The organism is Methanothrix thermoacetophila PT, assembly GCF_000014945.1.
Classification (GTDB): domain Archaea; phylum Halobacteriota; class Methanosarcinia; order Methanotrichales; family Methanotrichaceae; genus Methanothrix_B; species Methanothrix_B thermoacetophila.
Genome location: NC_008553.1, coordinates 976,181 through 999,089 on the forward strand (window position 1 = coordinate 976,181; position 22,909 = coordinate 999,089).

At 54.3% G+C, this 22,909-nt stretch carries 18 protein-coding genes; 7 read left to right on the forward strand and 11 right to left on the reverse strand.

Features of this window, described 5'->3' with window-relative positions; all coding sequences use genetic code 11:
* Nucleotides 1–132 precede the first annotated feature (132 nt).
* The 4 genes from MTHE_RS04680 to MTHE_RS04695 all read left to right on the forward strand — a co-directional run bounded on the left by MTHE_RS04680 (nucleotide 133) and on the right by MTHE_RS04695 (nucleotide 5,436).
* The gene (locus MTHE_RS04680; protein ID WP_011696082.1) at nucleotides 133–591 is read left to right on the forward strand and encodes a 4Fe-4S dicluster domain-containing protein; all 459 of its coding nucleotides are present in this window, start codon (nucleotides 133–135) and stop codon (nucleotides 589–591) included.
* A gap of 10 nt (nucleotides 592–601) precedes the next feature.
* Nucleotides 602–2,338 (forward strand): aldehyde ferredoxin oxidoreductase family protein, encoded by a 1,737-nt coding sequence (locus tag MTHE_RS04685; protein ID WP_011696083.1) that lies wholly within the window; start codon nucleotides 602–604, stop codon nucleotides 2,336–2,338.
* Between the two features lie 117 nt (nucleotides 2,339–2,455).
* On the forward strand, nucleotides 2,456–3,667 hold the full coding sequence (glmU, locus tag MTHE_RS04690) for a bifunctional sugar-1-phosphate nucleotidylyltransferase/acetyltransferase (RefSeq protein ID WP_011696084.1): 1,212 nt from the start codon (nucleotides 2,456–2,458) through the stop codon (nucleotides 3,665–3,667).
* A 1,517-nt stretch (nucleotides 3,668–5,184) separates the two neighbouring features.
* Nucleotides 5,185–5,436, forward strand: a complete 252-nt coding sequence (locus tag MTHE_RS04695) for a winged helix-turn-helix domain-containing protein (protein WP_011696085.1) — start codon at nucleotides 5,185–5,187, stop codon at nucleotides 5,434–5,436.
* Nucleotides 5,437–5,636: 200 nt separating this feature from the next.
* Here MTHE_RS04695 and MTHE_RS04700 read toward each other — a convergent pair whose 3' ends face one another.
* The 6 genes from MTHE_RS04700 to MTHE_RS04725 all read right to left on the reverse strand — a co-directional run bounded on the left by MTHE_RS04700 (nucleotide 5,637) and on the right by MTHE_RS04725 (nucleotide 10,969).
* A complete protein-coding gene (locus MTHE_RS04700; protein WP_011696086.1) occupies nucleotides 5,637–7,025 on the reverse strand; it encodes a dihydrolipoyl dehydrogenase in 1,389 nt (462 codons plus the stop codon).
* Between the two features lie 183 nt (nucleotides 7,026–7,208).
* A complete protein-coding gene (locus MTHE_RS04705) occupies nucleotides 7,209–7,352 on the reverse strand; it encodes a YHS domain-containing protein (protein WP_011696087.1) in 144 nt (47 codons plus the stop codon).
* Nucleotides 7,353–7,367: 15 nt separating this feature from the next.
* Nucleotides 7,368–9,776: a heavy metal translocating P-type ATPase gene (locus MTHE_RS04710; protein WP_011696088.1), complete on the reverse strand. Its 2,409-nt coding sequence runs from the start codon at nucleotides 9,774–9,776 to the stop codon at nucleotides 7,368–7,370.
* The gene (locus MTHE_RS04715) at nucleotides 9,773–10,117 is read right to left on the reverse strand and encodes an SHOCT domain-containing protein (RefSeq protein ID WP_175265804.1); all 345 of its coding nucleotides are present in this window, start codon (nucleotides 10,115–10,117) and stop codon (nucleotides 9,773–9,775) included. Before MTHE_RS04715 ends, MTHE_RS04710 begins: the two co-directional genes overlap by 4 nt.
* A 78-nt stretch (nucleotides 10,118–10,195) precedes the next feature.
* Nucleotides 10,196–10,687, reverse strand: coding sequence for a ferredoxin-thioredoxin reductase catalytic domain-containing protein (locus tag MTHE_RS04720; RefSeq protein WP_011696090.1), 492 nt, complete (start codon nucleotides 10,685–10,687; stop codon nucleotides 10,196–10,198).
* On the reverse strand, nucleotides 10,688–10,969 hold the full coding sequence (locus tag MTHE_RS04725; protein WP_011696091.1) for a glutaredoxin family protein: 282 nt from the start codon (nucleotides 10,967–10,969) through the stop codon (nucleotides 10,688–10,690).
* 573 nt (nucleotides 10,970–11,542) lie between these two features.
* Here MTHE_RS04725 and budA point away from each other — a divergent pair.
* The 3 genes from budA (at nucleotide 11,543) to MTHE_RS04740 (ending at nucleotide 13,699) form a co-directional block, all read left to right on the forward strand.
* A complete protein-coding gene (gene budA / locus MTHE_RS04730; protein WP_011696092.1) occupies nucleotides 11,543–12,325 on the forward strand; it encodes an acetolactate decarboxylase in 783 nt (260 codons plus the stop codon).
* 277 nt (nucleotides 12,326–12,602) lie between these two features.
* Entirely contained in the window at nucleotides 12,603–12,935 is a 333-nt protein-coding gene (locus MTHE_RS04735) for a hypothetical protein (RefSeq protein WP_175265805.1), read from the forward strand.
* Nucleotides 12,936–13,039: 104 nt separating this feature from the next.
* Nucleotides 13,040–13,699 (forward strand): endonuclease III domain-containing protein, encoded by a 660-nt coding sequence (locus MTHE_RS04740; RefSeq protein WP_011696094.1) that lies wholly within the window; start codon nucleotides 13,040–13,042, stop codon nucleotides 13,697–13,699.
* Between the two features lie 339 nt (nucleotides 13,700–14,038).
* Here the strand turns inward: MTHE_RS04740 and MTHE_RS04745 are convergent, their stop codons facing one another.
* The 5 genes from MTHE_RS04745 to thsB form a co-directional block, all read right to left on the reverse strand.
* A complete protein-coding gene (locus MTHE_RS04745) occupies nucleotides 14,039–15,028 on the reverse strand; it encodes a 4Fe-4S dicluster domain-containing protein (protein ID WP_011696095.1) in 990 nt (329 codons plus the stop codon).
* Entirely contained in the window at nucleotides 15,025–17,031 is a 2,007-nt protein-coding gene (gene fdhF / locus MTHE_RS04750) for a formate dehydrogenase subunit alpha (protein ID WP_011696096.1), read from the reverse strand. The genes MTHE_RS04745 and fdhF (MTHE_RS04750) overlap by 4 nt, the downstream gene beginning before the upstream one ends.
* A gap of 52 nt (nucleotides 17,032–17,083) precedes the next feature.
* Entirely contained in the window at nucleotides 17,084–17,965 is an 882-nt protein-coding gene (locus MTHE_RS04755) for a sulfide/dihydroorotate dehydrogenase-like FAD/NAD-binding protein (RefSeq protein WP_011696097.1), read from the reverse strand.
* The gene (gene fdhF / locus MTHE_RS04760) at nucleotides 17,949–20,711 is read right to left on the reverse strand and encodes a formate dehydrogenase subunit alpha (RefSeq protein WP_011696098.1); all 2,763 of its coding nucleotides are present in this window, start codon (nucleotides 20,709–20,711) and stop codon (nucleotides 17,949–17,951) included. Before fdhF (MTHE_RS04760) ends, MTHE_RS04755 begins: the two co-directional genes overlap by 17 nt.
* Nucleotides 20,712–21,040: 329 nt before the next feature.
* The gene (gene thsB / locus MTHE_RS04765; protein WP_011696099.1) at nucleotides 21,041–22,723 is read right to left on the reverse strand and encodes a thermosome subunit beta; all 1,683 of its coding nucleotides are present in this window, start codon (nucleotides 22,721–22,723) and stop codon (nucleotides 21,041–21,043) included.
* Nucleotides 22,724–22,909 lie beyond the last annotated feature (186 nt).

Genomic DNA, 22,909 nt, shown 5'->3' on the forward strand with positions numbered 1-22,909 from the left:
TCTCTGTGATCCTGGTGCTCAGCGCGCGGATTTGGTAGATCATCTGTCTTTAAGAGATTGGCTGGTTATATATCCCTTGAGGATCTTTTTAATAACTGTAGAGCAGTGTACAGCTTTGGAGAGGTATGCTAGATGGCAGGAGCTGTTGTTGGTAAACCCAGTGTGGAGATCTCGAAGAAGCCCAGGAAGCGAAGGAGGTTGAAGGTCGCTCACCCAGAGAGATGCATCGGATGTCTGAGCTGCATGTTCGCATGCAGTCGGATAAACACAGGTCGCGCATCGCTTGAGCGCTCGGCGATAAGGATAAAGACGCAGGGTGGGATCGAGGGGGACCCAATAGTAGTGGTATGCCATGCATGCGAGGATCCAGCATGTGTCAGGGCATGCCCGACAGGAGCTCTCTCCAGGAAGGAGGATGGAAGCGTTGTCTTTGATAGAGATCTCTGCGACGGGTGCGGCAGGTGCGTGGATGCCTGCCTCATAGGAGCGATCTCCCTCGACAGCGAGGGCAAGGCTGTGAAGTGCAAGCATTGTGGGGCGTGTGTTGCCTTCTGCCCGCATGATGTGCTCAAACTGATCGAGGTTGATTAGAGGTGTTCAGATGCTAAGAAGAGTTCTTTACATAGATCTCACCCGTGGCGAAAGCTGGGTCGAGGAGAAGCACGACCTCTTCGAGGAGTGGCTCGGTGGGACAGGGGTTGCAACACAGATTCTGCTAAAAGAGACACCCGAGGGCGTTGATCCCCTGTCTCCTGATGCCCCGATCATCTTCAGCATAGGCCCGCTCTCAACGATGTTCCCGGCAATGACGAAGACCGTGGCCCAGTTCAAGTCCCCGCTGACAGGAGAGCTCGGGGAGTGCTATGCGGGCGGAAGGCTCGCGATGGCGATGAGGTTCGCTGGCCACGAGTCGATTGTGATCAGGGGCAGAGCTGAGCGACCCTGCTACATATCCATAGAGAATGATGTGGTAAGGATACGGGATGCCACATCGATATGGGGAATCGGCGCTGCTCGTGTTGGCGTTATCCTGAGAGATGTCGAGAAGGGTGTGGGAAGAAGGAGCATAATCAGGATAGGGCCAGCTGGAGAGAGAATGGTAAGATACGCCTGTGTGGTCGTCGACACATACAGGCACTTCGGCAGGCTCGGCCTTGGCGCCGTCTTCGGATCCAAGAACCTAAAGGCCATTGTGATATCGGGAACAGAGGATGTTGCGATTCCGGATCCGAAGAGATATCGAGAGGTCTACAACCGGATATACAGAATGGTCGTCCAGACAGACGCGATGGAGAAGTACCACGACCTCGGCACCCCCATGAATGTGAACGTGCTGAACCTGCTGAAGGGTCTGCCGACACGCAACTTCCAGTCGACATCGTTTGCGGAGGCAGAGAACATAAGCGGCGAGCGGCTCGCGGAGGAATACCTCTTCAGAAGGGTCTCATGCGCGCACTGTCCGATAGGATGCATCCACGTAGCGATGCTGAAGACGGCGTTCACCCCCCATCACGAGTTCGAAGTGAGAAGGGTCAGCTATGATTACGAGCCGATATACTCTCTGGGGAGCAACCTGGGGGTGACGACTGCCGAGGGGGTGCTGGTGCTGATAGACACATGCGAGCGTCTGGGACTAGATGCGATGAGCACTGGCGTGGTGCTCTCATGGGCGACAGAGGCCTACGAGAAGGACCTTATCACGCCCCAGGAGACTCTAGGAGTGCCGCTCCAGTGGAACAACGTGAAGGGTTACATAAAGGCGATGGAGAATATCGTGGCTGCTCCAAACGAGTTCTATGCCGCGCTTGCGAGGGGTGTTGAGTTCGCAGCTTCCAGATACGGCGGAATGGATTTCGCGATGACCCTGGGGGGCAACGAGGTCTCCGGATACCATACAGGTCCTGCATCGATAGTCGGCCAGCTTGTGGGCGTGAGACACTCACATCTTGATAACGCAGGATACAGCATAGACCAGACTGCTGCGAAGAAGCAGCTCGATTTGAGCTCTATGGTTGATCAGATAATCAAAGAGGATGACTCTAGAAGCGTCTTCAACTCTCTCGTCGGATGCCTCTTCGCAAGAGGGGTTTACACAGAGGAGAACATAATCGATGCTCTGGGCTCAGTGGGCATAACAAAGAGCAAAGAGGAACTGACAGAGCTCGGAAGAAGGATCTTCATGGAGAAGTACAGATTCAAGACCAGAGAGGGCTTTGATCTCTCGAAGGCGAGAATACCCAGGAGGTTCTTCGAGACCGTTAGCACTCTTGGACGTATCGATCCGGAGACCGTGGAGAAGATGATCGCTCTCTACAAGGAGAGACGCGGGTGGGTATGATGCACAACCCCCGGAATCGGAAGATTCTCATGCACAGGAGATGCACGATGAACATCCATATGGCCGAGGTGGAGACCCTGGATCTGCCAGGAGTCCATCAATGACGGGAGATGTGCCATGAACAGCATGCAGGCGATAATACTTGCTGCTGGCGAGGGCTCCAGGATGCGGCCCCTCACCGCGAGCAGGCCGAAGGTCATGCTCCCTGTAGGCGGAGCCCCGCTGCTCGAGGAGCTCGTACTGAGATGCAGAGAGGCGGGGATAAACAGGTTTGTGTTTGTTGTTGGCTATCGCAGAGATGTGGTAACATCCTATTTCAAGGATGGCAGCGATTTCGATGTGGATATCAGCTACGCGGTGCAGGAGAAACAGCTGGGCACAGGACATGCACTAATGACCGCGAGAGACCTCTCAGATGATCGATTCTTTGTCATAAACGGAGATGTGCTTCCAGACGTCCAGGCGCTCAGACGTATGATCTCAATGGAGGATCTAAGTGTTGCAACGCACAGGGTAGTGGAGGCGAGCCGTTACGGCGTGTTTCTGCTCAGAGATGGGCTTGTGGAGGGGGTCGTGGAGAAGAGCCCGTCGCCGCCGTCTGACATGGCAAACGCTGGAATATATCTGCTTGACAGGGAGATCTTCGAGCTCATGGAGGAGGTGCCTGTCTCAATCAGGGGAGAATACGAGCTCACCGATGGAATTAATGCACTTGCGTCCGCTGGCAGAAAAATCTGGGCCATTGAGCTCAGCGAGTGGGTTGAGGTTGGCGTTCCCTGGGATATACTCACGGCCTCGAATGCTGTGCTCTCGAGAAAGGTCCCTGTCATGGATGGGGATGTGGAGAGCGGCGCCACGCTCAAGGGAAACGTATCAATCGGCAGCGGCACACTGGTGAGAAATGGCGCCTACATCGAGGGCCCGGTGTGGATCGGGAGGAACTGCGACATAGGGCCGAACTGCTACATTCGCGCAGGATCATGCATAGGGAACAGCGTGAGGGTCGGAAATGCGGTCGAGATAAAGAACTCGACCATCATGGACGACACCAAGATCGGCCATCTATCCTACGTGGGGGATAGCGTCATCGGGTATGGCTGCAATCTCGGGGCCGGCACCATCGTATCGAATCTCAGGCATGACAACAGAAACATCCGCTCTTACGTCAAGGGCGTGCTTGTGGACACAGGCAGGAGAAAGCTTGGTGTTATAATGGGTGATGGCGTTAAGACGGGAGTGCATACCTGCATCTATCCGGGAACCGTGATAGAGCCCGGCTATCTCTCGAGGCCGGGCGAGGCCCTCAGGGGATACGTGAAATCCATATAACAGAGCTGTGGGATGAATCCTGGAAGTCGGAACGGTGCGCAGCACATGTTGATGGATGGAGAGCAGGGTTGCAGATTCTCCTCGCTCCTATCCATCTGATAACCTGCCTGTGGAGACGCTGGGCATGCTATGCGCTCCCCGCAAATGGATAATTGCTTATGTATCTAGCAACGTGAGAGCGCAAAGATGTTTGCTGGAAGTACTCATTCATTTGTTAAGAATAGCAGCCCCATTGCCTCTCCTGGACAAATCATCAGATGAACAGTAGTAATTGCTACCATCGACCGACCTGAATGCCAGCAGAGTTGCTGAATATATACGAGATTCTCTTCACATAAAAAACACCCATGACCCAAGGTCACCCATGTGGATGAAAATGGACCTTTGCGAGAACCACTTTCATACCACACGACATGGGTGGTCAACCTCATGTGCCTTGTCGTTCTTGAGCAGGGCTGACCACATCTCAAACGATTTCATCATTTTGGCACGCCTCTGCTGTCGCATGTGGGGTTTACATGAAAGCACTACACTCAGGATTAACCTCCCGTATCGGCACGTCTTTGGGGGAAACCGACCATCATCACAGATGCTTTCATAATTCGCTCTTATGTCTCTTAGCAACTTGAAGGACATACTGGTTGCTGAAATCATTCAGCATCCAGAAGTGCATAGCAGGACCAGTGTCTATTCTGGCAAGTCATCATATGGATAAGAGCGTCATAATTTTGGCATGCCTTTACCGTTGCATGCGGGTTTTCGGTGATTCAAGTCCATAACTACTTTTGCGGTATGACCTATACCATGGTGTATCCACTACCATATAAATAAGACCAAACTGTTGAGTTCTCGGTCTGTTTCAGCTGACCCACCAAACTTTATTTGATCACAGAGCAGTGCTGGCAGACTTGGATGTCTCCGAATAACAGGTTTGAGCCAGAGATACGAGCCTTACAGCTCTTATTCGCCATAGAGCTCATCAAAAAATACATAATGCTCTCGAATCACCCTGAGTATCGCTCTTGGCCACACTGAACAACACAGCCGTGCTCTCTGCCAGGACTTCGGAAGCAATTTTGGAACGACCACATGAGCACTCCATCTTCATAAGGAAATCGTCTCGAAACTATTTAAGCGACGATGTTGATCTGCATCGATCCTGCGCGGAAATACAATCCGGTCGTGTACCCGAATAGCTGAACAGGCTCTCAAAGGCCAGCATGCTTTGGCATAATATTGTATTACCTCCACGGGGTTGCATGTTTCTGATTTCAGTGATACACCCACACGACCTACAATCCAATACGCCCGGGAATTTGAGACGACTTCAAGAGTCCGTAGACTTGGACCTCTCCGAATAAGGACTGAGGATCTCCTCCATCCAAAAGCAACAATCCACAGATTTTCGAATTCAGCTCTTATTGATCCGCAGACTTGACCGATAAGCATATATTCTTACAGGAATAGCAACCTTGCCAGGGGGCAGCAAAGCCTCGGGCGATTGATGGTGACCTGAAATGCCGTCCAGACGCAGCAAAGCGCAGATCATGTCGGATATACTGGAGATATGCATTGATGGGGCGAACAAGACGAAGATAGTGTATGATGCAAACCTGAACTTCAAGATGTTGAATTCATATCTTGATACGCTTACAAAAAAAGGCCTTCTTCATGTCAGGAATGATCGCAGCAATGAATACGTGACCACAGAAGAGGGGCTCAGAATACTCGAGACGTGCAGGTGCATAGATCTCGAGCTCGGGCAGTAAGGATCTCTCATATTCTCATATCGTCTGCCCATCCAGGGTATCTGGAGTTTGACTTTTGCAAAAGCATATTGCTGGACGCAGTCATTCGCCGGCTTGCATTGTTAAACAGCTAATCCATTGGACGAAGTCGTCGGATGAATAAGAATGTCTGTAGCTACTGTGTCGATGTGAAGGAAAACCCATTCAGGGATGCAAACGCCTCATTCACCACGCAGGTTCCCGAAGGCTCTCGCCACAACCTCGCTTATCGCCGGGTGGATAACCTGCGATCTTGCCATCGGCGTTACATCCTGATTCTCGGCGTTCATCAGATACGTGACCTGCTGCACAAGCTCCGGTGCAGAGGATCCTATGACGTGGAACCCCAGGATCCGCCCGCTTCTGGCATCGACTATCGCCTTGGCCATGCCGTCCTCATCCATCGCATAACCCATGGCTGTCTGTTTGTAGTAAGCACGCCCGACGAGGATATCGTACCCGTTGGCCCTCGCCTGCTCCTCTGTCATTCCGACGCCCGCGATCTGGGGATATGTGAAGATGGCATGCGGCACTGCATGGTAATCCACCTTTACCTTCTCCTTTTCTCCTCTGGCAGCATTGATGAGATTGTGGGCCACGATCGATGCCTCGTAGTTCGCGGTGTGCCTGAACATGTGCTTTCCAGTGATGTCTCCGAGGGCCCATATCCCGGGAGCTGTGGTCTCCAGGTGCTCATTCACCCTGACCCAGCCGGCCCTGTCAATCTCCACTCCGCTCTTTTCCGGCTGCAGCATGTCGGTGTTCGGACGCCTGCCGGCTGCCAGGAGTATCTCATCACCCACAAAGCTCACTGTCTCACCCCTGGATCTATCGATCGCTGTCACGACCTTCTTCCCGCCCTCCAGATCCACACGTATCGCCTCCATGTTCGTGTGGATTCGCATGTGTTTGGATAACGCCTTCAGCGCCATATCCGATATCTCGTGATCCTCTGATTTGAGAAGCCGGGGGTTCCGCCCCACTATCGTGACATCAGAGCCCATCGCGGAGAAGAAGTGCCCGAACTCGCATGCGATGTATCCCCCTCCCAGGATGATCAGGCTTTCAGGGGGTTTCGCTAATGAGAAGACGGAGACGTTATCCAGATACCCCGCCTCGCCAAGACCTGCCACAGGAGGAACAAGCGTTCTGGCACCAGCTGCGATGACGATCCAGGGAGCTGTTATCTCCTCCTCACCTACCCTGATGAGATGATCACCGACAAAAACACCTGTGCTGCGGTACCAGCGGAGCTGCTCCTCCTCCCCGATCGCCTTCTCCATCTCCCCCCGCTCGGCCTCGATCAGATCCCTCATTCGTTTCATGATGAATTCAAAATCTATCGAGTCGACGTGTGCCTTTATGCCGAGCCTGCTGCCATCCTCCACCATCCTTACGATATCAGCTGGATGTATCAGCATCTTCGAGGGGATGCATCCGGTGTTGAGGCATGTTCCGCCAAGAGGGCCGTGCTCGATGAGAGCCACCCTGAGCCCCTCAAAGAGAGCCCTCTGCGCAACTATGAGCCCGGCTCCGGATCCGATCACTATTACATCGTATTTGTCATCCATAAAGCACCTTCCTGCAGAGGCATGCTGCGAGGCGCAGGCCGCATGCCAGCATAATTGAACTCAGACGGATGTTATTCGGGCACGCGCTGAATCATTCCTGCAATCCATGCCAGCCGGCTATCGCACTCTGTGATGCAGGATCTCACAGCTGAGATGGTGCGCGCCCGGAACTCAGCATTTTGCTCAGCTCAGATACTTCTCCGGATCCTTATCGAACGCTTTTTTGCAGCCGGGAGAGCAGAAGTAGTACCTTCTGCCTCTGTACTCGCTCACAAACTTCGCGGTCCCCTCGTCGACCTCCATCTTGCACACAGGATCTATTGCCATCTTGAAACCTCTCAATTATTTTTGCACATCTGGTATATACCTTTTGAGCATCAGCGACAGGGAGACGACGGTGACCGAGGAGAGAGCCATCGCGAAACCTGCCAGCTCCGGCCTGAACGTTATCCCGAAACCCGGATAGAGAACGCCTGCCGCAACCGGTATCAGAGCTGTGTTGTACGCAAACGCCCAGAATATGTTCTGCTTTATCCTCGACATCACCTTTCTGCTCAGCTGTATTCCTCTCACAACATCCATGAGATCATCTCTTATGAGAACGATCTCTCCGGCCTCTATGGCGACATCTGTTCCCGAGCCGATCGCTATCCCCAGGTCGGCCTGTGCGAGGGCTGGCGCGTCGTTTATGCCGTCGCCGACAAATGCTACCGTCCTGCCAGCCTGCTGGAGCTTCCTGACCTCAGATGCCTTGTCCTGGGGCAGCACCTCTGCATGAACCTCCTCGATCCCGATCTGCTCTGCCACAGACCTCGCGGAGCGGATGTTGTCCCCTGTTATCATGACGACATCAAGCCCCATGCTCTTCAGCTTCTGCACAGCGGCTTTCGCTGAGTCCTTGATGGCATCGGATATCGCGAAAGCTCCTGCTGCAGCGCCGGAGACAGAGACGAAGAGCACCGTCTGCCCCAGCTCCTCAAGAGCGCTAGCTCTCTCCAGCATATCATCAGGTATCCTGGTTCCGCGCTCCGAGATGAAGGATCTGTTCCCCACAGCAACCTCCACGCCATCCACAACGCCAACAACACCCATGCCAGGGAATGCGTAGAAGTCCTTTGTCTCTGGGATATCGATCCCCTTTGAGATCGCCATGCGCACGATCGCCTCGCCGAGGGGGTGCTCGGATCTGCTCTCGATGCCTGCCGCCAGCCTGAGCATCCGCTCATCACCCACGATCTCGGTGACCTCAGGCCTCCCCACTGTGAGCGTCCCTGTCTTATCGAATATCACTGTGGTGAGTTTGTCTGAGGCCTCAAGTGCCTCTCCGCTCTTGATGAGTATTCCGAGCTCCGCACCTCTTCCTATCCCGACGGTCACTGCGGTTGGTGTGGCAAGGCCGAGCGCGCACGGGCATGCCACAACGAGGACAGAGATCATCGAGGAGATTGCGAACATGAGGATCCTGTCCTCAGGCAGATAAGATCTCCCGAAAAAGTACCATGCCAGGAATGAGAGTATTGCGATTGAGAGGACGATGGGAATGAAAACGCCCACGACTCTGTCCGCCAGCCTTTGAATCTCCGGCCTCGATCCCTGCGCTTTATCGACGAGATCGATTATCTGCGCCAGGAATGTCTCCCTTCCGACGCGCATGGCGCGCATCTTCAGAGCAGCGTTTTTGTTCAGCGTGCCTCCGATCACCTGTGACCCTGGCTTTTTCAAAACAGGAACCGGCTCTCCTGATATCATCGACTCGTCCACATACCCTTCTCCCTCGATTATCTCGCCATCTGCCGGGACCCTCTCACCGGGCCTTATCAGGATGATATCTCCCGGCTTCACCATCTCCGCCGGTATCTCCTTCTCACTGCCATCAACGATAAGTGTCGCAGTTCTCGGCTGGAGTGCGACGAGCTTCTTGATCGCGTCTGAGGTCCTCCACTTCGCTCTGGTCTCCAGATACCTGCCCAGGTTGAGGAAGGATGCCAGCATCACCGCGGTCTCATAGAAGATGAAATCGTGTGACAGAATGCGGAATGTGCTCAGGACGCTGGAAACGAACGCCACGCCGGTGCCCATTGAGTACATCACATCCATGTTCAGGTTTCTGTTCCTGAGCGCCCTGTGAGCAGCTCTGAATATACCGCTACTTACGTACACGAAGGCCGGGGTCGCCACACACATCATCACTATGCTCATGGTGTGTGTCATCGGTGCCAGATACATGAGCGCCATGAGGAGAGCGCTCGCCCCGAATCCCACGATTATCTTCCGCATCCTCTCCCTGAGATCCCTGGCCCTGATCTCGGCCTCGAGGCTCTCGGACTCCTCGCCAACCACGCCCAGGTACTGATATCCGGCGTCCTCCACCGCCCTCCTGATATCATCCAGGCTGACGACTTTGGGATTGTAGGTGACATACGCCTTCTCTGTGCTCAGGTTCACAGTGACATCGGAGACGCCATCAATCTCGCGAATCGCATCTGCGACCGTCGATTCGCATGTGGCGCAGACCATGCCGCCCACCTTCACGGTCGCTCTCTCGTTGATCACATCATATCCTGCATCCCTTATCGCCCTCTCCAGCTCCGAGAGCTTCAGCCTGGATGGATCATACTCCACGTGAGCCGTCTCGCTGCCCAGATTCACGCTGGCGCTCTCGACTCCCTTCTCTCTCAGAGCGCTCTCTATCGTAGATGCGCATGTGGCGCATGTCATTCCGGAGATCCTGATCTCGGCCCTTTTCCTCATTCTCTTCCCCGTTTTAGATCCTCTTTCATCCTGAGGTACTCATCCCTCGTCAGCTCGCCTCTCGCATATCTCTCATCCAGGATCGACTCTGCGTTCCTGATCGAACCGCCTATCTCCTCCCTCTTCAACAGGTAAATGAGGAGAAACAGCATGCCGATCCATGGAAGCACGACGAGGACCGCCCAGAGCAGGCCGTTCATACCCCTGGCTTCAGCATCTTTGTAGACAAGATACGCTATGACCAGAAACACCAGCCAGTATCCGATCATCCAGATGAAAGGGAATATGCCCCATGTGCCCCACCACATCGGCCCCCAGTCCATCATGTGATCCCAATCCATAATGTGATATGATATCATGTTATCTCCCCTAATGGAACTGATTCAGCGCCCTCCGGCGATGGAGTGCTGTGCGCACAATTACATGAACCTCTCGAACCTCTCCCTAGAGGCCTTGCATATCGGGCATATCTCCGGGGGCTCATCTCTGGCGCAGAGATATCCGCAGACCCTGCACCTCCACACTGGCTTGGACAGACCTTCGATATGCGGCTCAGCGGTCTCAGAGGCTGGCCGGGAGCTCCTGGATCCACGCCTCTCCGGCACCGGTCTCAGCCCCTCCTCGCCCCTCGCGACGCGCTCAGAGACATACAGAGCACAATAGCACGCCCCGAACTCCGCGAGATCCTGATCCCTGTAGTCGCATGGGCAGATTATGTCCAGATCCTCTTCCCTCTTCCCGGATGGCAGCCTGCAGGGGCATGCCATGTACCCGAAGCGCTCCTCATTCGTCAGGAGGCCTCGAACGACCCCCATGACGAACTGCCTGTCGGAGTTGAGATGATACCCTGCGGATTCGGCATCATCTTTGAGCCTCTGGTACAGCCGCTCCACATCCTCATCGCTCACCACCTATAATGCCCCCAGCGCGCTCATTATCTCCTTCTCTTTGAATCCAATGATAACCCTGCCATTTGCAACGAGCGTCGGAAAAGTGAGATCCGGGTTGAATTTCCTGAGCTCATCAATTAGCTCCGCTCTCTCAGCGCCACTCGTCAGATCCACGTAAACATAATCGTAGCTCACGCCGAGCTTCGAGAGAAGATCCCTCGTCTTCTTGCACCACATGCATGTGCTCAACGCATAAAGTGTCACAGCACCAGCATCGTGCCCATCGACATGTACCTTTCCCATTCGTATACCCTCTGATATTTACATGAGATCGCCCAGCATGTACTTAGCCAGGCCTCCGCTTCTGGTAGCGTGCAGCTGTGTAAGTGAAATGTGGCACATCCTGAGATTTATATCAACTGTTGTTCTCTGCTTGCGTATAAATGTAATCCATGGACTTCGCATCGCATGAGAGAGTGGCATGTCGCAAACTCCAATCTTCTGAGAGTAGCTCACGCTGACATCTTCGCCGGACAGAGCTTCACGAAATCTAGTACGTCTCGATCAAATCTCCTCGACCGTGCAGAGAATGAGGAAAAGCCGGAAAACCCTGATGGTGCTGCTAGAATTGCTGCGTTGAATAATGTTTGGAAATCCAATTGCAGAGAGCTAATTCATATAACATGAGACTTTAGTAGGAATCGATAGCTATTGGCCACAAGGCATCGAATTATTCAACACAGCAGCTAAAATGAAGCATTTTTATAGCACCTGCCCCCAGCTATCATTGTATCGGCTATATCTGCTGTAAAGAATGAAATGGTGCAGAGCAGGCGGCTTTCGCCCAGACTGGAGCTTCTGCGCCGGTGAGGTGTTATGAGGCACTTTATTGAGACAGTTGCAATACTGCTCATCATGAGCATGCCGATCTGCAGCCCCGCAGGATCCGGTGATGTGCTCTTCCAGGTCTCCACGATATCCGCACTCATGGATGGTGCTTTCGATGGATCGGTGGCATTTGGTGATCTGAAGAAGCACGGGGACTTCGGACTCGGCACATTCGATGCGCTCGATGGTGAGATGGTTGGGCTTGATGGTCGGTTCTATCAGGTAAGAGCCGATGGTTCTGTTCACGAGGTCAACGATTCCATGCTCACGCCGTTTGCAGATGTCACGTTCTTTGATCCCGATGATGCGGTTGCGCTCAGCAGCTCAAACATGACCGAGGTGGAGAGATCCCTGGAGGAGCTGCTGCCGACAAGGAACATCTTCTACGCGATCAGGATCGATGGGACGTTCAGCCATGTCAGAGCCAGAAGCGTTCCTGCTCAGATCAGACCATATACGAATCTCACGATTGCTGTTACAAATCAGAGCATCTTCGAGCTTTACAATCAGAGTGGCACAGCCGTCGGATTCTGGACGCCATCATATGCAAGTGGGCTGAATGTTCCAGGATACCACCTCCACTTCATAAACGACGAGAGAACAGCAGGCGGTCATCTGCTCGATTTTCATTTGACGAACGGTAGCGCTTCCATCGATTACACAGATATCTTCATGATGGTCCTGCCGGCCAATGAGGGGTTCCGCAGAGCAGAGCTTGAGGGGATGGATCTGGAAGCTACGAAGGATGTGGAGAACGTGAGGACCGGATGAGAATCCACATGCAAGAGTAGAGGTGTGCCAAAAGGGTGAAAGCATTTGGGATACGGTCGGTTTCGTCAACAACCCGAGGCAGGAGATTGCTCGGCGAACACCCTCAGCAGAACCTGTCCGAATAAGAGCCGAGGCCAGAAATTTTGACCTTACTGCTTCTGCATCAGAAACACGTAATTCTTATTCGGACACCTCCGCTCAGCATAACATCATGCTTAAATAGCATACCCACAGACCGGACAGCGGGATATGTATGATGCGAATCTCCATCCTGTTCATGGCTCTGATCGTATCTCTGATCTGCGCTGATGCAGCTGACTGGCTTGAGGGAGGGTACGTAGGGTCACCTGACTACAGCGAGATAAGGCAGTACTTCACAGACCCCATATTCTATACAAAGGTCCCCATATCGCAGCCGCTGAGCTTTTACAGACCATACACCGGCGGGTTCTCGTATCCACTAACTGCAGTACAGTCGGACTTCAGAAACAAATCTCTGGCCGCGATGATCTGGGAGCCGTTTGAGGTGAATTGGACGAAGACCATGTTCACAGCAAAGAGCACATCCTCGCTGCGGGTCTTCAAAAATGGAACCTGGCAGAGCCTGTGATGCCTGGCTGAGGTCTCTATATTTTTGAGAATCGAGGCATATTAGGGGCGAGTGAGCTGGAGTTCTATCGAGTGATCCACATATTCCACATATGCAGGTGTTCGATGTCTGGTGATATTCTCGTTAAAGTAATCGAGATCCTGGAGAGAGCCTATGGCGTGCCTGAGGTCCAAAGCGCAGATCCTGTTGATCTCCTGGTTCTGACGATACTCTCACAGAACACATCTGACATAAACTCCAGCAGGGCGTTTGAGCAGCTGAAGAGGAGATTCGGGAGCTACACCGAGATCCTGAATGCCTCCGAGGAGGAGATCGCAGATGCAATCCGCCCAGGAGGCCTGGCCGATATTAAGGCCGCCAGGATCAAGGGGGCTCTCGAGAGGCTGAGAGATGACTTCGGGTCTGTCGACCTCTCGCCGCTGAAGAGGATGAGCGCAGTGGAGGCGAGGAACTACCTCAAATCGATTCCTGGAATCGGACCAAAGACCGCGTCGGTGCTCATGCTCTTCGGATTCGGCATGTCTGCGATGCCGGTTGACACGCACGTATACCGCGTCTCAAGAAGGATGGGACTGGTACCAGAGAACGCGAGCATCGAGGAGACGCAGAGGATCCTGGAGGAGATCACGCCACATGAGAAGTACATCTCACTTCACATCAACCTGATCCGTCATGGCAGGCTAGTCTGCAAGGCCAGAAATCCGCTCTGCAAGAAATGCGAGTTGAAGGGACTCTGCAGATACGCACAGATGCAGCAGTGCTGATTCCAGAGACGCAGGGTTCAAATCTGACCGCATCCCAAACGCTTCACTCCCATTTGCACGTAACTGATCTCGCAGCAGGGTTCGTACTCAGCCGGACTGGAAAAACACCCATGGCCCAAGGTCACCCATGTGGATGAAAATGTACCTTTGCGAGAACCATTTTCATACCAAAGGTGTCCAGTTGTAAATATCAACGCTCATATGTGCGTAGCAACTTGTAGGGCATGCGATCTGGTTGGTGATAGCACTCATTCATTCGCCACGAACGCATAGCATGACCACAGCTCCTTCCGGCAAGTCACCAAATGGATAAGAGCGAAAATCAAATCCTTCCGGGCCTTACCTGAAGAGATCTGTTTTGTGCAGACCTGAGAAGCAGACCCTGTCGCACCTTCCGCATCCAACGCAGCCGAGCATTCCGGTGCGCACCGGCATGTGCTCCAGCTTCTCCATGTACCATGATAGGAGTCTTTCCTCAGGTCTGGCCCTTGGGTTGGCTCCGGATGCCATTCTGTGAAACCCTGAGAGGATGCAGGAGTCAGCACACCTGATTCTCTCTCCATCAGGCAGGCCGAGGTCTGCGATTGTGAAACAATGGCACGTGGGGCAGACAAAGCTGCATCCTCCGCATGAGATACATTCCTTCGACAAAGATCTCCAGTCTATCTCTCTGAGCCTAGGTCTCATGTGGTCCAGAGAGAGCCATGGCCTTGCGCTAACAATCCTCTCGCAGCTTTTTCTCATCAGCTCCCTTTTTCGCACGATCATTTCATCATCCGCTACCTCAAGAAGCTCCTCTGAGACCCTTGCGAGCATGATGCCATCTGGCGATCCTGCCTCCAGGAGGTAGCGTTCCCCCAGATCAGTGAGAAGGAGATCAAAGCCCTCCTGCGCCTCAGGTCCGGATCCCATCTGGGCACAGAAGCAGCTCTCAGAGGGCTCTGTGCAGTTCAGAGCTATGATCGCAGTCGATCTCCTCCGTTCGGAGTAGAGTTCATCAGCAGGCTCGGAGAGCATTATCCTGTCAAGCAGGGAGAGGGCACGGAGATCGCATGGCCTCACCCCCACGATCAGCCTCTTCCTCACATCCGGTACCTCGAAGGTGTAAAGGCCGCTCTCCTGAAGGTATGAGAAGAGCGTCTCACGCGGTGGGAGGAACAGCCGCGTGGGCGGCATGAGCGGATTCGAAGCGCTGAGCGCCAGATCCTCCCCATTCCAGGTCACAAGCTGCGGCTCTCCATTTACGAGGACCGGCGCGATGATCTCGAAGATTGTGCCAGCCCTTCTGAGCATCTCAGGGAGGTCCTTCTTTTCGATGAAGAACATCATGCACCCTCCCTCCTGATGCTGACAGATGTGATCTTCAGACCTGGAATCCTCGAGTGTGGATCGAGCTGCCATCCTGTGAGCATGTTCGCGGGCGATTCCCTGAAGTGGAATGGTATGAACAGTGTGCCTCTTTTGACGTTATCGCTCAGCCTGGCCCTCGCCCGTATGGTGCCGCTCTCCGACTCCAAGATCACGCCGGTCCCGTTTCTTATTCCAAGAGCCGCAGCATCCTCTGGATTGATGTCAACAAACGCCTCAGGCACCTCGCGTTCCAGGATGCATACCCTCCTGGTCATGCTCCCTGTGTGGAATTGGTACTGGCTCCTGCCTATGATGAGCGTGAACTTGTGATGCTGATGCTCACACTGATCCACATGCCTGAACGAAGCATGCCCTCGCGGAAATCCGTCTCTGTAAAGCACTGGCGTTCCGGGATGATCAGGCGTCGGGCATGGCCAGTGGATTCCGCCACCCTCCAGGCGCTCATGTGTGATACCTCCGTAGCTCGGGGTCAGCGATGCTATCTCCCTCATCACATCAGCCGAGGAACGGTAACCGGATGAGAGACCGAAGGCCTCTAAGAGCTTAGCTGCCACGACCCACTCAGGCAGCGCACTCCCTGGAGGATCGATCGCCTTTCTTATTAGCTGGACCTTTCTCTCGGTTGATGTGACGGTTCCATCCTTCTCTGCAAATGATGCGATTGGAAGAACGACATCCGCCATTCTCGTAGTCTCTGTCGGAAAGATATCCGAGACCACCAGGAGATCGAGGGACTCCAGCGCCCTCCTGATTCTTGAGCTGTTCGGGTAACTCAGGAGAGGATTCTCTCCCGAGATGTACATCCCCCTGATATCAGATCCCGCTGAGCCCATGATCTCCACCGCCGTATTGCCCTGAGATGTGGGGAGCTTCACATCCCATGCGTCCTCGAACTTCCCTCTGAATTCAGATACCCTCTGATATCCTGTGTAGTAATCGGGAAGCGCGCCCATATCGCACGCTCCCTGGACATTCTGATGGCCCCTAAGCGGATATATGCCAGATCCATCTCTGCCAAGATTACCGGTTGCAAGCGCAAGGTTGACGATCGCCTGGACGTTGTCCGTGCCATGCGTGTGCTGGGTTATACCCATCGCGTACACGATCGCAGCATTATCTGCTCCTCCGTATAACACAGCAGCATCATGTATGAGATCAGCAGGCACACCGCATATCCGCTCCGCTACCTCAGGAGTGTATTCTGCGATGCGATCACGCGCAGCATCGAAACCCTCTGTCCTGGAGCGTATGAACTCCTCATCGATCATCCCCTCCTGGACCAGGACATTCAGGATCGCGTTTAAAAGGGCGATATCAGTGCCAGGCCTCAGCTGGAGGTGCAGATCCGCGATTTCAGCTATCTGCGTCCTCCTCGGATCTATCACGATGATCCTAGCACCGTTTCTCCTGGCTTCCATGATGTGAAAAGCGACAGCAGGATGCTGCTCTGTTGTGTTCGACCCTATGATCATTATCGCATCAGAGTGGAGCAGGCTCTCCATCGGGTTCGTCATCGAGCCACTTCCCAGAGATGATCCCAGGGCGAAGAGCGTGGGAGCATGGCAGAGGCGCGCGACGTTGTCGATGTTGTTTGTCCCAAATGCTGCGCGGCACAGCTTCATGAGAAGATAGTTCTCCTCGTTGGTCGCCTTCGCAGATGTGAGAACCGCAAGTGCATCCGGTCCGGAATCCCTTTTTATCTCAGAGAAGGATTCTGCTATGTATGAGAGCGCCTCGCTCCAGGACGTCTGAACATAACGGTCGCCCCTGCGAATCAGCGGCTCTCTGAGCCTGTCAGGGTGGTTCACAAAGCCATGAAGGAGCCACCCCTTTGCGCAGAGCCTTCCGCGGGCGGGTGGCTTCAGGGATGGTGTGACAGCTATGACCTTGCTGTTCTCGACGTGGAGATAAAGGCCGCAGCCACAGCCGCAGTAGACGCAGGTCGTCTCGATCGCATCCAAAGCAATCACCCTATATGCACAGGCATTTTCATCGCCATGTGGCTGACTCCGATCACCTGTAACACCGACCCATGCCGCCGTTCGTCTGAATCTGCACAAGCCTGTGCCAGTTCCGCCTCTCCCATAATCTCTGGGAGAGGTCCTCCTCGCCGACCAGCTGCTTCATCCTGTTCGTGAGCATCCTCCAGTTCACCAGATGACCATCGAAATCCGGCCCGTCTACGCATGCGAACCTTGTCTCTCCTCCCACCTCAACCCTGCATGCGCCGCACATTCCTGTCCCATCGACCATTAGGGGCGTGAGGCTGACCACGGTCTTCACTCCAAAAGGCCTTGATGCCTCTGACACAACCATCATCATGAACGGGCAGCCGTGAACGAAGATCCTGTCAACCCTGTTGCCCTCAGACAGATATCTGGAGATGAACTCGTTCGCCCAGCCAGGCTCGCTGCAGCTCCCATCACCCAGAACCACATGCAGCTTGTCACTGAGGCTCCTCAGTCTGTCCTCCCAGAATATGAAGCTCCTGCTGCGCCCCTCCACCACAGTAACAACACGGTTTCCCGCATCCTTCAGAGATTTTATAAGGGGAATTGCCGGCCCGATCCCGAAGCATCCGCAGGCGCATATAACATCGCCGAAGTGGGAGATCTCAGTCGGTTCGCCCAGAGGGCCTGCAAGATTGAGAACACAATCCCCCTCCTTCAGGGATGCAAGCTTCATAGTGCTCGTGCCGAGAACGTAAAACACAACATCAACTGTGCCCTTCTCCGGATCCCATCCGGCCAGGCTCAGCGGCAGCCTCTCGCCCCTCTCATCCACTCTCACGATGAGAAACTGACCTGGACGGGCAGCCCCGGCGATACGCGGCGCCTCGAAGCACATGTGGATTATGTTGGGCGCAAGAACCTCCTTCTCACATATTCTGTACATGCTGCGACCCCTGGATCTTTCTTATGCGAACCGCACAGAACTTGAGCTCCGGTATCTTTGCCACAGGATCTAGACATCTGGATGTTAATACATTTGTGGGAGTCTCGGAGAAGTGGAACGTCATGAACACCGTTCCTTTCGGAGATCTGTCTGTGAGCCTGACCCTCGCCCTGACCGACCCTCGCCTGGATGCGACCTCTACAAGATCGCCCTCATTCAATCCCAGGTTCGCTCCATCCTCGGGGTTTATCTCGACGACCTCCTCGCCGCGCAGGTACTCCAGGTCGTGGACCCTTCTGGTCATCGTGCCTGTATGATAATGGTAGAGGATTCTACCGGTGAGGAGCACCATTGGATACTCGCTGTCCGGAAGCTCCTCCGGAGGCCTGTATCTCAGAACGCTGAATCTGCCTCTCCCATTGGCAAAACCATCCCTATGCAGATATGAGGTCCCCGGATGCTCTGGATCTGTACATGGCCACTGTATACCACCACTCTCAAGCCGCTCGTGGGATATGCCGCCGTATATCCTCGCGACCCTGGAGATCTCATTCATTATCTCCGCCGTGGAGCTGAAGGAGAATCCCTTTCTGTAGCCCATCCTGAGCGCGATCTCCTGGAGAATCCACCAGTCTGGCCTTGCATCCCCGGGCGGAGCCAGGATCCTGCGAACCATCTGGACCCTCCGCTCTGTGGATGTGAACGTCCCGTCCTTCTCAAGGGAACATGCAGCTGGTAGCACAACGTCCGCGAGCTGTGCTGTCTCCGTAAGGAATATGTCCTGCACGACAAGAAAATCCAGATCTCCCAGAGCCTCGATGACATGCCCTGCATCTGGCTCGCTCAGCACCGGGTTCTCTCCTATGATGTACATCGCTCTTATCCTGCCGCTTCTCGCCGCATCGAACATCTCTACGAGCGTCAGACCCGGACGCTCAGGTATCCTCATCCCCCATATGCCCTCGATCATGGCCCTGGCCTCAGCGCTCAACACGTTCTGATACCCTGGCAGCATGTTCGGAAGCGCGCCCATATCGCACGCGCCCTGCACATTGTTCTGCCCGCGGAGCGGATTTATCCCACCTCCGGGCACGCCTATGTTGCCTGTCATCATCGCCAGGTTCGCGAGCGCGAGGACGTTATCGGTTCCACATGCATGCTGCGTTATGCCCATCGAGTAGACTATGGAGGATGGGTTTCCGTTTGCGTAGAGCAGCGCAGCCTCCTTGATGAGCGACTCATCAACACCTGTGAGCCCACAGATGACATCCATCTGAAGCTCATCGAGAGATCGCGCGAAATCCTCGAACCCCTCGGTTCGATCCCTGATAAATCCCATGTCCGCAAGCCCAGCGTCTTTTATGGATTTGCACATCCCCAGAATGAGGGGCAGATCTGTGCCCGGCCGGTTCCTGATCCAGACGTCTGCGATACCACAGAGCTCGATCCGGCGCGGGTTTGCAACTATGATCCTGGCGCCCCTCCGCTTTGCCTCTTTTATGCGAAGGCCGATCACAGGATGCTGCTCTGTGGTGTTTGATCCTATGACAAGTATGCACCCAGCGTTCCTGAGATCATCTATGGAGTTGGTCATCGCGCCGCTGCCTATTGCAATTGACAGACCTGAGATCGTCGAGGCGTGGCACAGCCTTGCGCAGTTATCTATGTTGTTTGTGCCCATGACAACTCTGGCGAATTTCTGAGCCAGATACACCTCCTCATTGGTGCACTTCGCAGAGGCCACCATGCCGAACTCATCGCCTTTGTAAGAGCTGAGACGCTCTGCGATCAGATCCAGCGCCTCATCCCAGGTGGCGCTCACGAGCACACCATCTCTTCTAATCATTGGAGTTTTGAGGCGATCCGTGCTCTCTGCGAACTCCAGCCCGAACCTCCCCTTCACACAGAGCTGCCCCTCATTCGGGCCTCTTTGACCCCTGACCCTCACGATGTGGTTGTTCCTGGCGCCAACCTCGATCTGGCAGCCGACCCCGCAGAAGGGGCAGGTCGTCACCGCGCTATGCTCAGCCCGCTCCCACTTCTCGATCCTCGCGTACAGAGCGCCTGTAGGGCATGCATCGACGCATGCCCCGCAGAACTTGCAGGTGCTCTCGATGAGCGAGTCCGGGCCGATCCAGCTCCCTCTGTGATAGTCTGCAATCATCTGCAGAACACCCTCACCCCTCAGCTCGGAGCATATCCTGGCGCATCTGCCACACATTATGCACAGATTGTAATCCCGGTCGAAGAATGGCTCCCTGAACACCGGCAATCCCTTGTATGAGACAGGGTATCTGATCCTCTCAAGACCAAGATATTCCGCTGCCCTCTGGATCTCACACTCTCCATCCTTCGGGCAGTACTTGCATCCCACAGTGGCTGGAAACTTCCGCATGCACTCCTTTAGCTCTGAGCAGTCGCGCTTGCGCTCGCATATCAGGCAGCTCACAGGGTGGCTTGTAATCGCAAGCAGGAGTTCCAGCGTGTTCCTCCTCATCTCCTGTATCTCAGAGGTATCGGTGCGGACGACCATCCCGTTCTCCGCATATGTTGTGCATGATGTCGGATACGTCTCCCAGCCCGCGATCTCGACTATGCAGAGCTTGCAGATGCCTATGGGCTTCAGATCCGGGTGATCGCAGAGCGCCGGGATGTAGATGCCGGCCTTCCGTGCTGCATTCAGGATCGTTGTCCCTCTCGGGACACTCACCTCAACACCATCGATCGTAAGGCATATCTTGTCCATGTCAATACCGCTCGCGAGATCACTCCGCCGCGGGTTTGGGCTGATTGTATTAGAATATTGCCAGTGAGCCGCTGCGCGTGTTCGCAGTCTCTTAATTCGGACCTGTCCAAATAAGATATGATTTAAGAAATCTGTGGCTCACTTTGGATGGAGGAGAATACTCAATCATTATTCGGAGAGGTCCCTCAATTCAATCGCAAACCTGCGATATGAGGCTGGATGATCTGCTGCTCGAATAGTGGTGCAGCAAAACCGGCATCCATCGCATTCATTCCTGAATGCAGCAGATATCGATGGCTGAAAAAGAAGATGATGCGGGCTGAGAGGACTCACATCATGCCTGGTGGAAATCCGCCCATTCCACCCATTCCTCCCATTCCACCCATCCCACCCATTCCCGACATCTGGCCCTCCTTCTCCTCGCCTTCTTCCTTCTTCTTGGCAGCGATCACATCATCTATTCTCAGTATGAGGGAGGCAGCATCTGTCGCGGAGTAGATAGCCTGGACCTTGACCCTGAGAGGCTCGACGACACCGATATCCCACATGTCCACGATCTCGCCTGTGTATGCGTTGAGACCGTAAGTGCTGCCAAACTTCTCGTGCTTGCTCCTCAGAGCGACCATCTTGTCGATAGGATTGAAGCCAGCGTTCTCTGCTAGCGTCTTTGGCACAACCTCTATCGCCTCGGCGAACTTCTCGACCGCAAGCTGCTCCCTCCCCTTGAGAGAGGCAGCATACTCTCTCAGCTTTATGCCCACAGCAGTCTCTGGTGCGCCACCGCCTGCGAGAAGCCTGCCGCTCTCAATCGCTGTTGCGACCGCGTGGAGTGCATCATCCAGCGCCCTCTCCAGGCTGTCCACAACCTGCTGTGTGCCGCCGCGGAGTATCAGCGAGAGATACCCCGGATTCTTGCACCCTGTGACGAATGTCATGGGTCCAGCGCCCACAATCCTCTCCTCTACGAGAGCGGCCTCGCCGAGATCCTCTGGCTTCATCTCATCCAGGTTTGTTATGAGCCTGCCTCCAGTGGCGCGGGAGAGCTTCTCGAGATCGCTCTTTCTTATCCTGCGGTACGCCATGATCCCCGCTTTAGCCAAGAAGTGCTGAGCGAGATCATCGATGCCCTTCTGGCAGAAGACAACATTGGCGCCGCTTCTTATGACCTTGTCCACTACCTTTTTGATCTCCTCCTTCTCATGGTCCATGAAGAGCTGGAACTGGTCTCCGGATGTGATCGATATCTCCGCCTTCGTCTCCGTGTCTCTCCTCTCGATCGGGACGTTCAGCAGCGCGATCCTCGCGTTCTCCACCCTTCTTGGCATGTTCTGGTGGACCCTCTCCTTGTCTATGATCACTCCGCGGATTAGCTCAGAGTCCTCGATCCCGCCGCCAACCCTCTTCTCAACCATAACATTGTCCAGATCGACGACCGTTTTCCCATCAAACTTGTCAACTGTTGAGAGCACAAGATCGACAGCATACCTGGCCACTTTGTGGCTCGGAGTCTCAGCGAGCTTTCCAGTCATCGCGGTTATCGCAACCTTCTCCAGAAGCGCTCTGTCCTTCTCTGAGACGTCTCGCGCTATGCTGTTAAGATACTCCACAGCCTTTTCTGCTGCCATGCTATAGCCTCGCGCAATCACCGTGGGATGCAGACCCTTCTCCATGAGCTCTCTCGCATGCTTCAGCAGCTCGCCTATCAGTATGGCCACTGTGGTGGTGCCATCTCCTACCTCCTTGTCCTGGGTCTTCGCTGCCTCCACAACCATCTTGGCAGCTGGATGCTGCACCTCCATCTCTCTGAGTATTGTGACACCATCATTGGTTATCGTGACGTCCCCGAGCGCGTCGACAAGAAGCTTGTCCATGCCTTTAGGCCCCAGAGTCGTCTTAACGGCATTTGCGACTGCACGTGCAGCCATTATGTTGTTCTCGATCGCCTCCCTGCCGGATTCCCTCTGGGTGCCCTCCTTGAGTATGATTACCGGTACTCCTCCTAACGCAGCCATAAGCTCGCCTCCACTATCGCAGGATCACAGTATTTGATCTTCTATAAAAGAATTTCCAAGCCTGTCTGGGAGGTGTCTGAATAAGGATTACGTGTTTCTGACATGCAGAAGCAGTAAGGTCCAAATTTCTGGCCTCGGCTCTTATCCGGATAGATCCCCTGTCTGCCCGAGGCAAGTCGATAACAG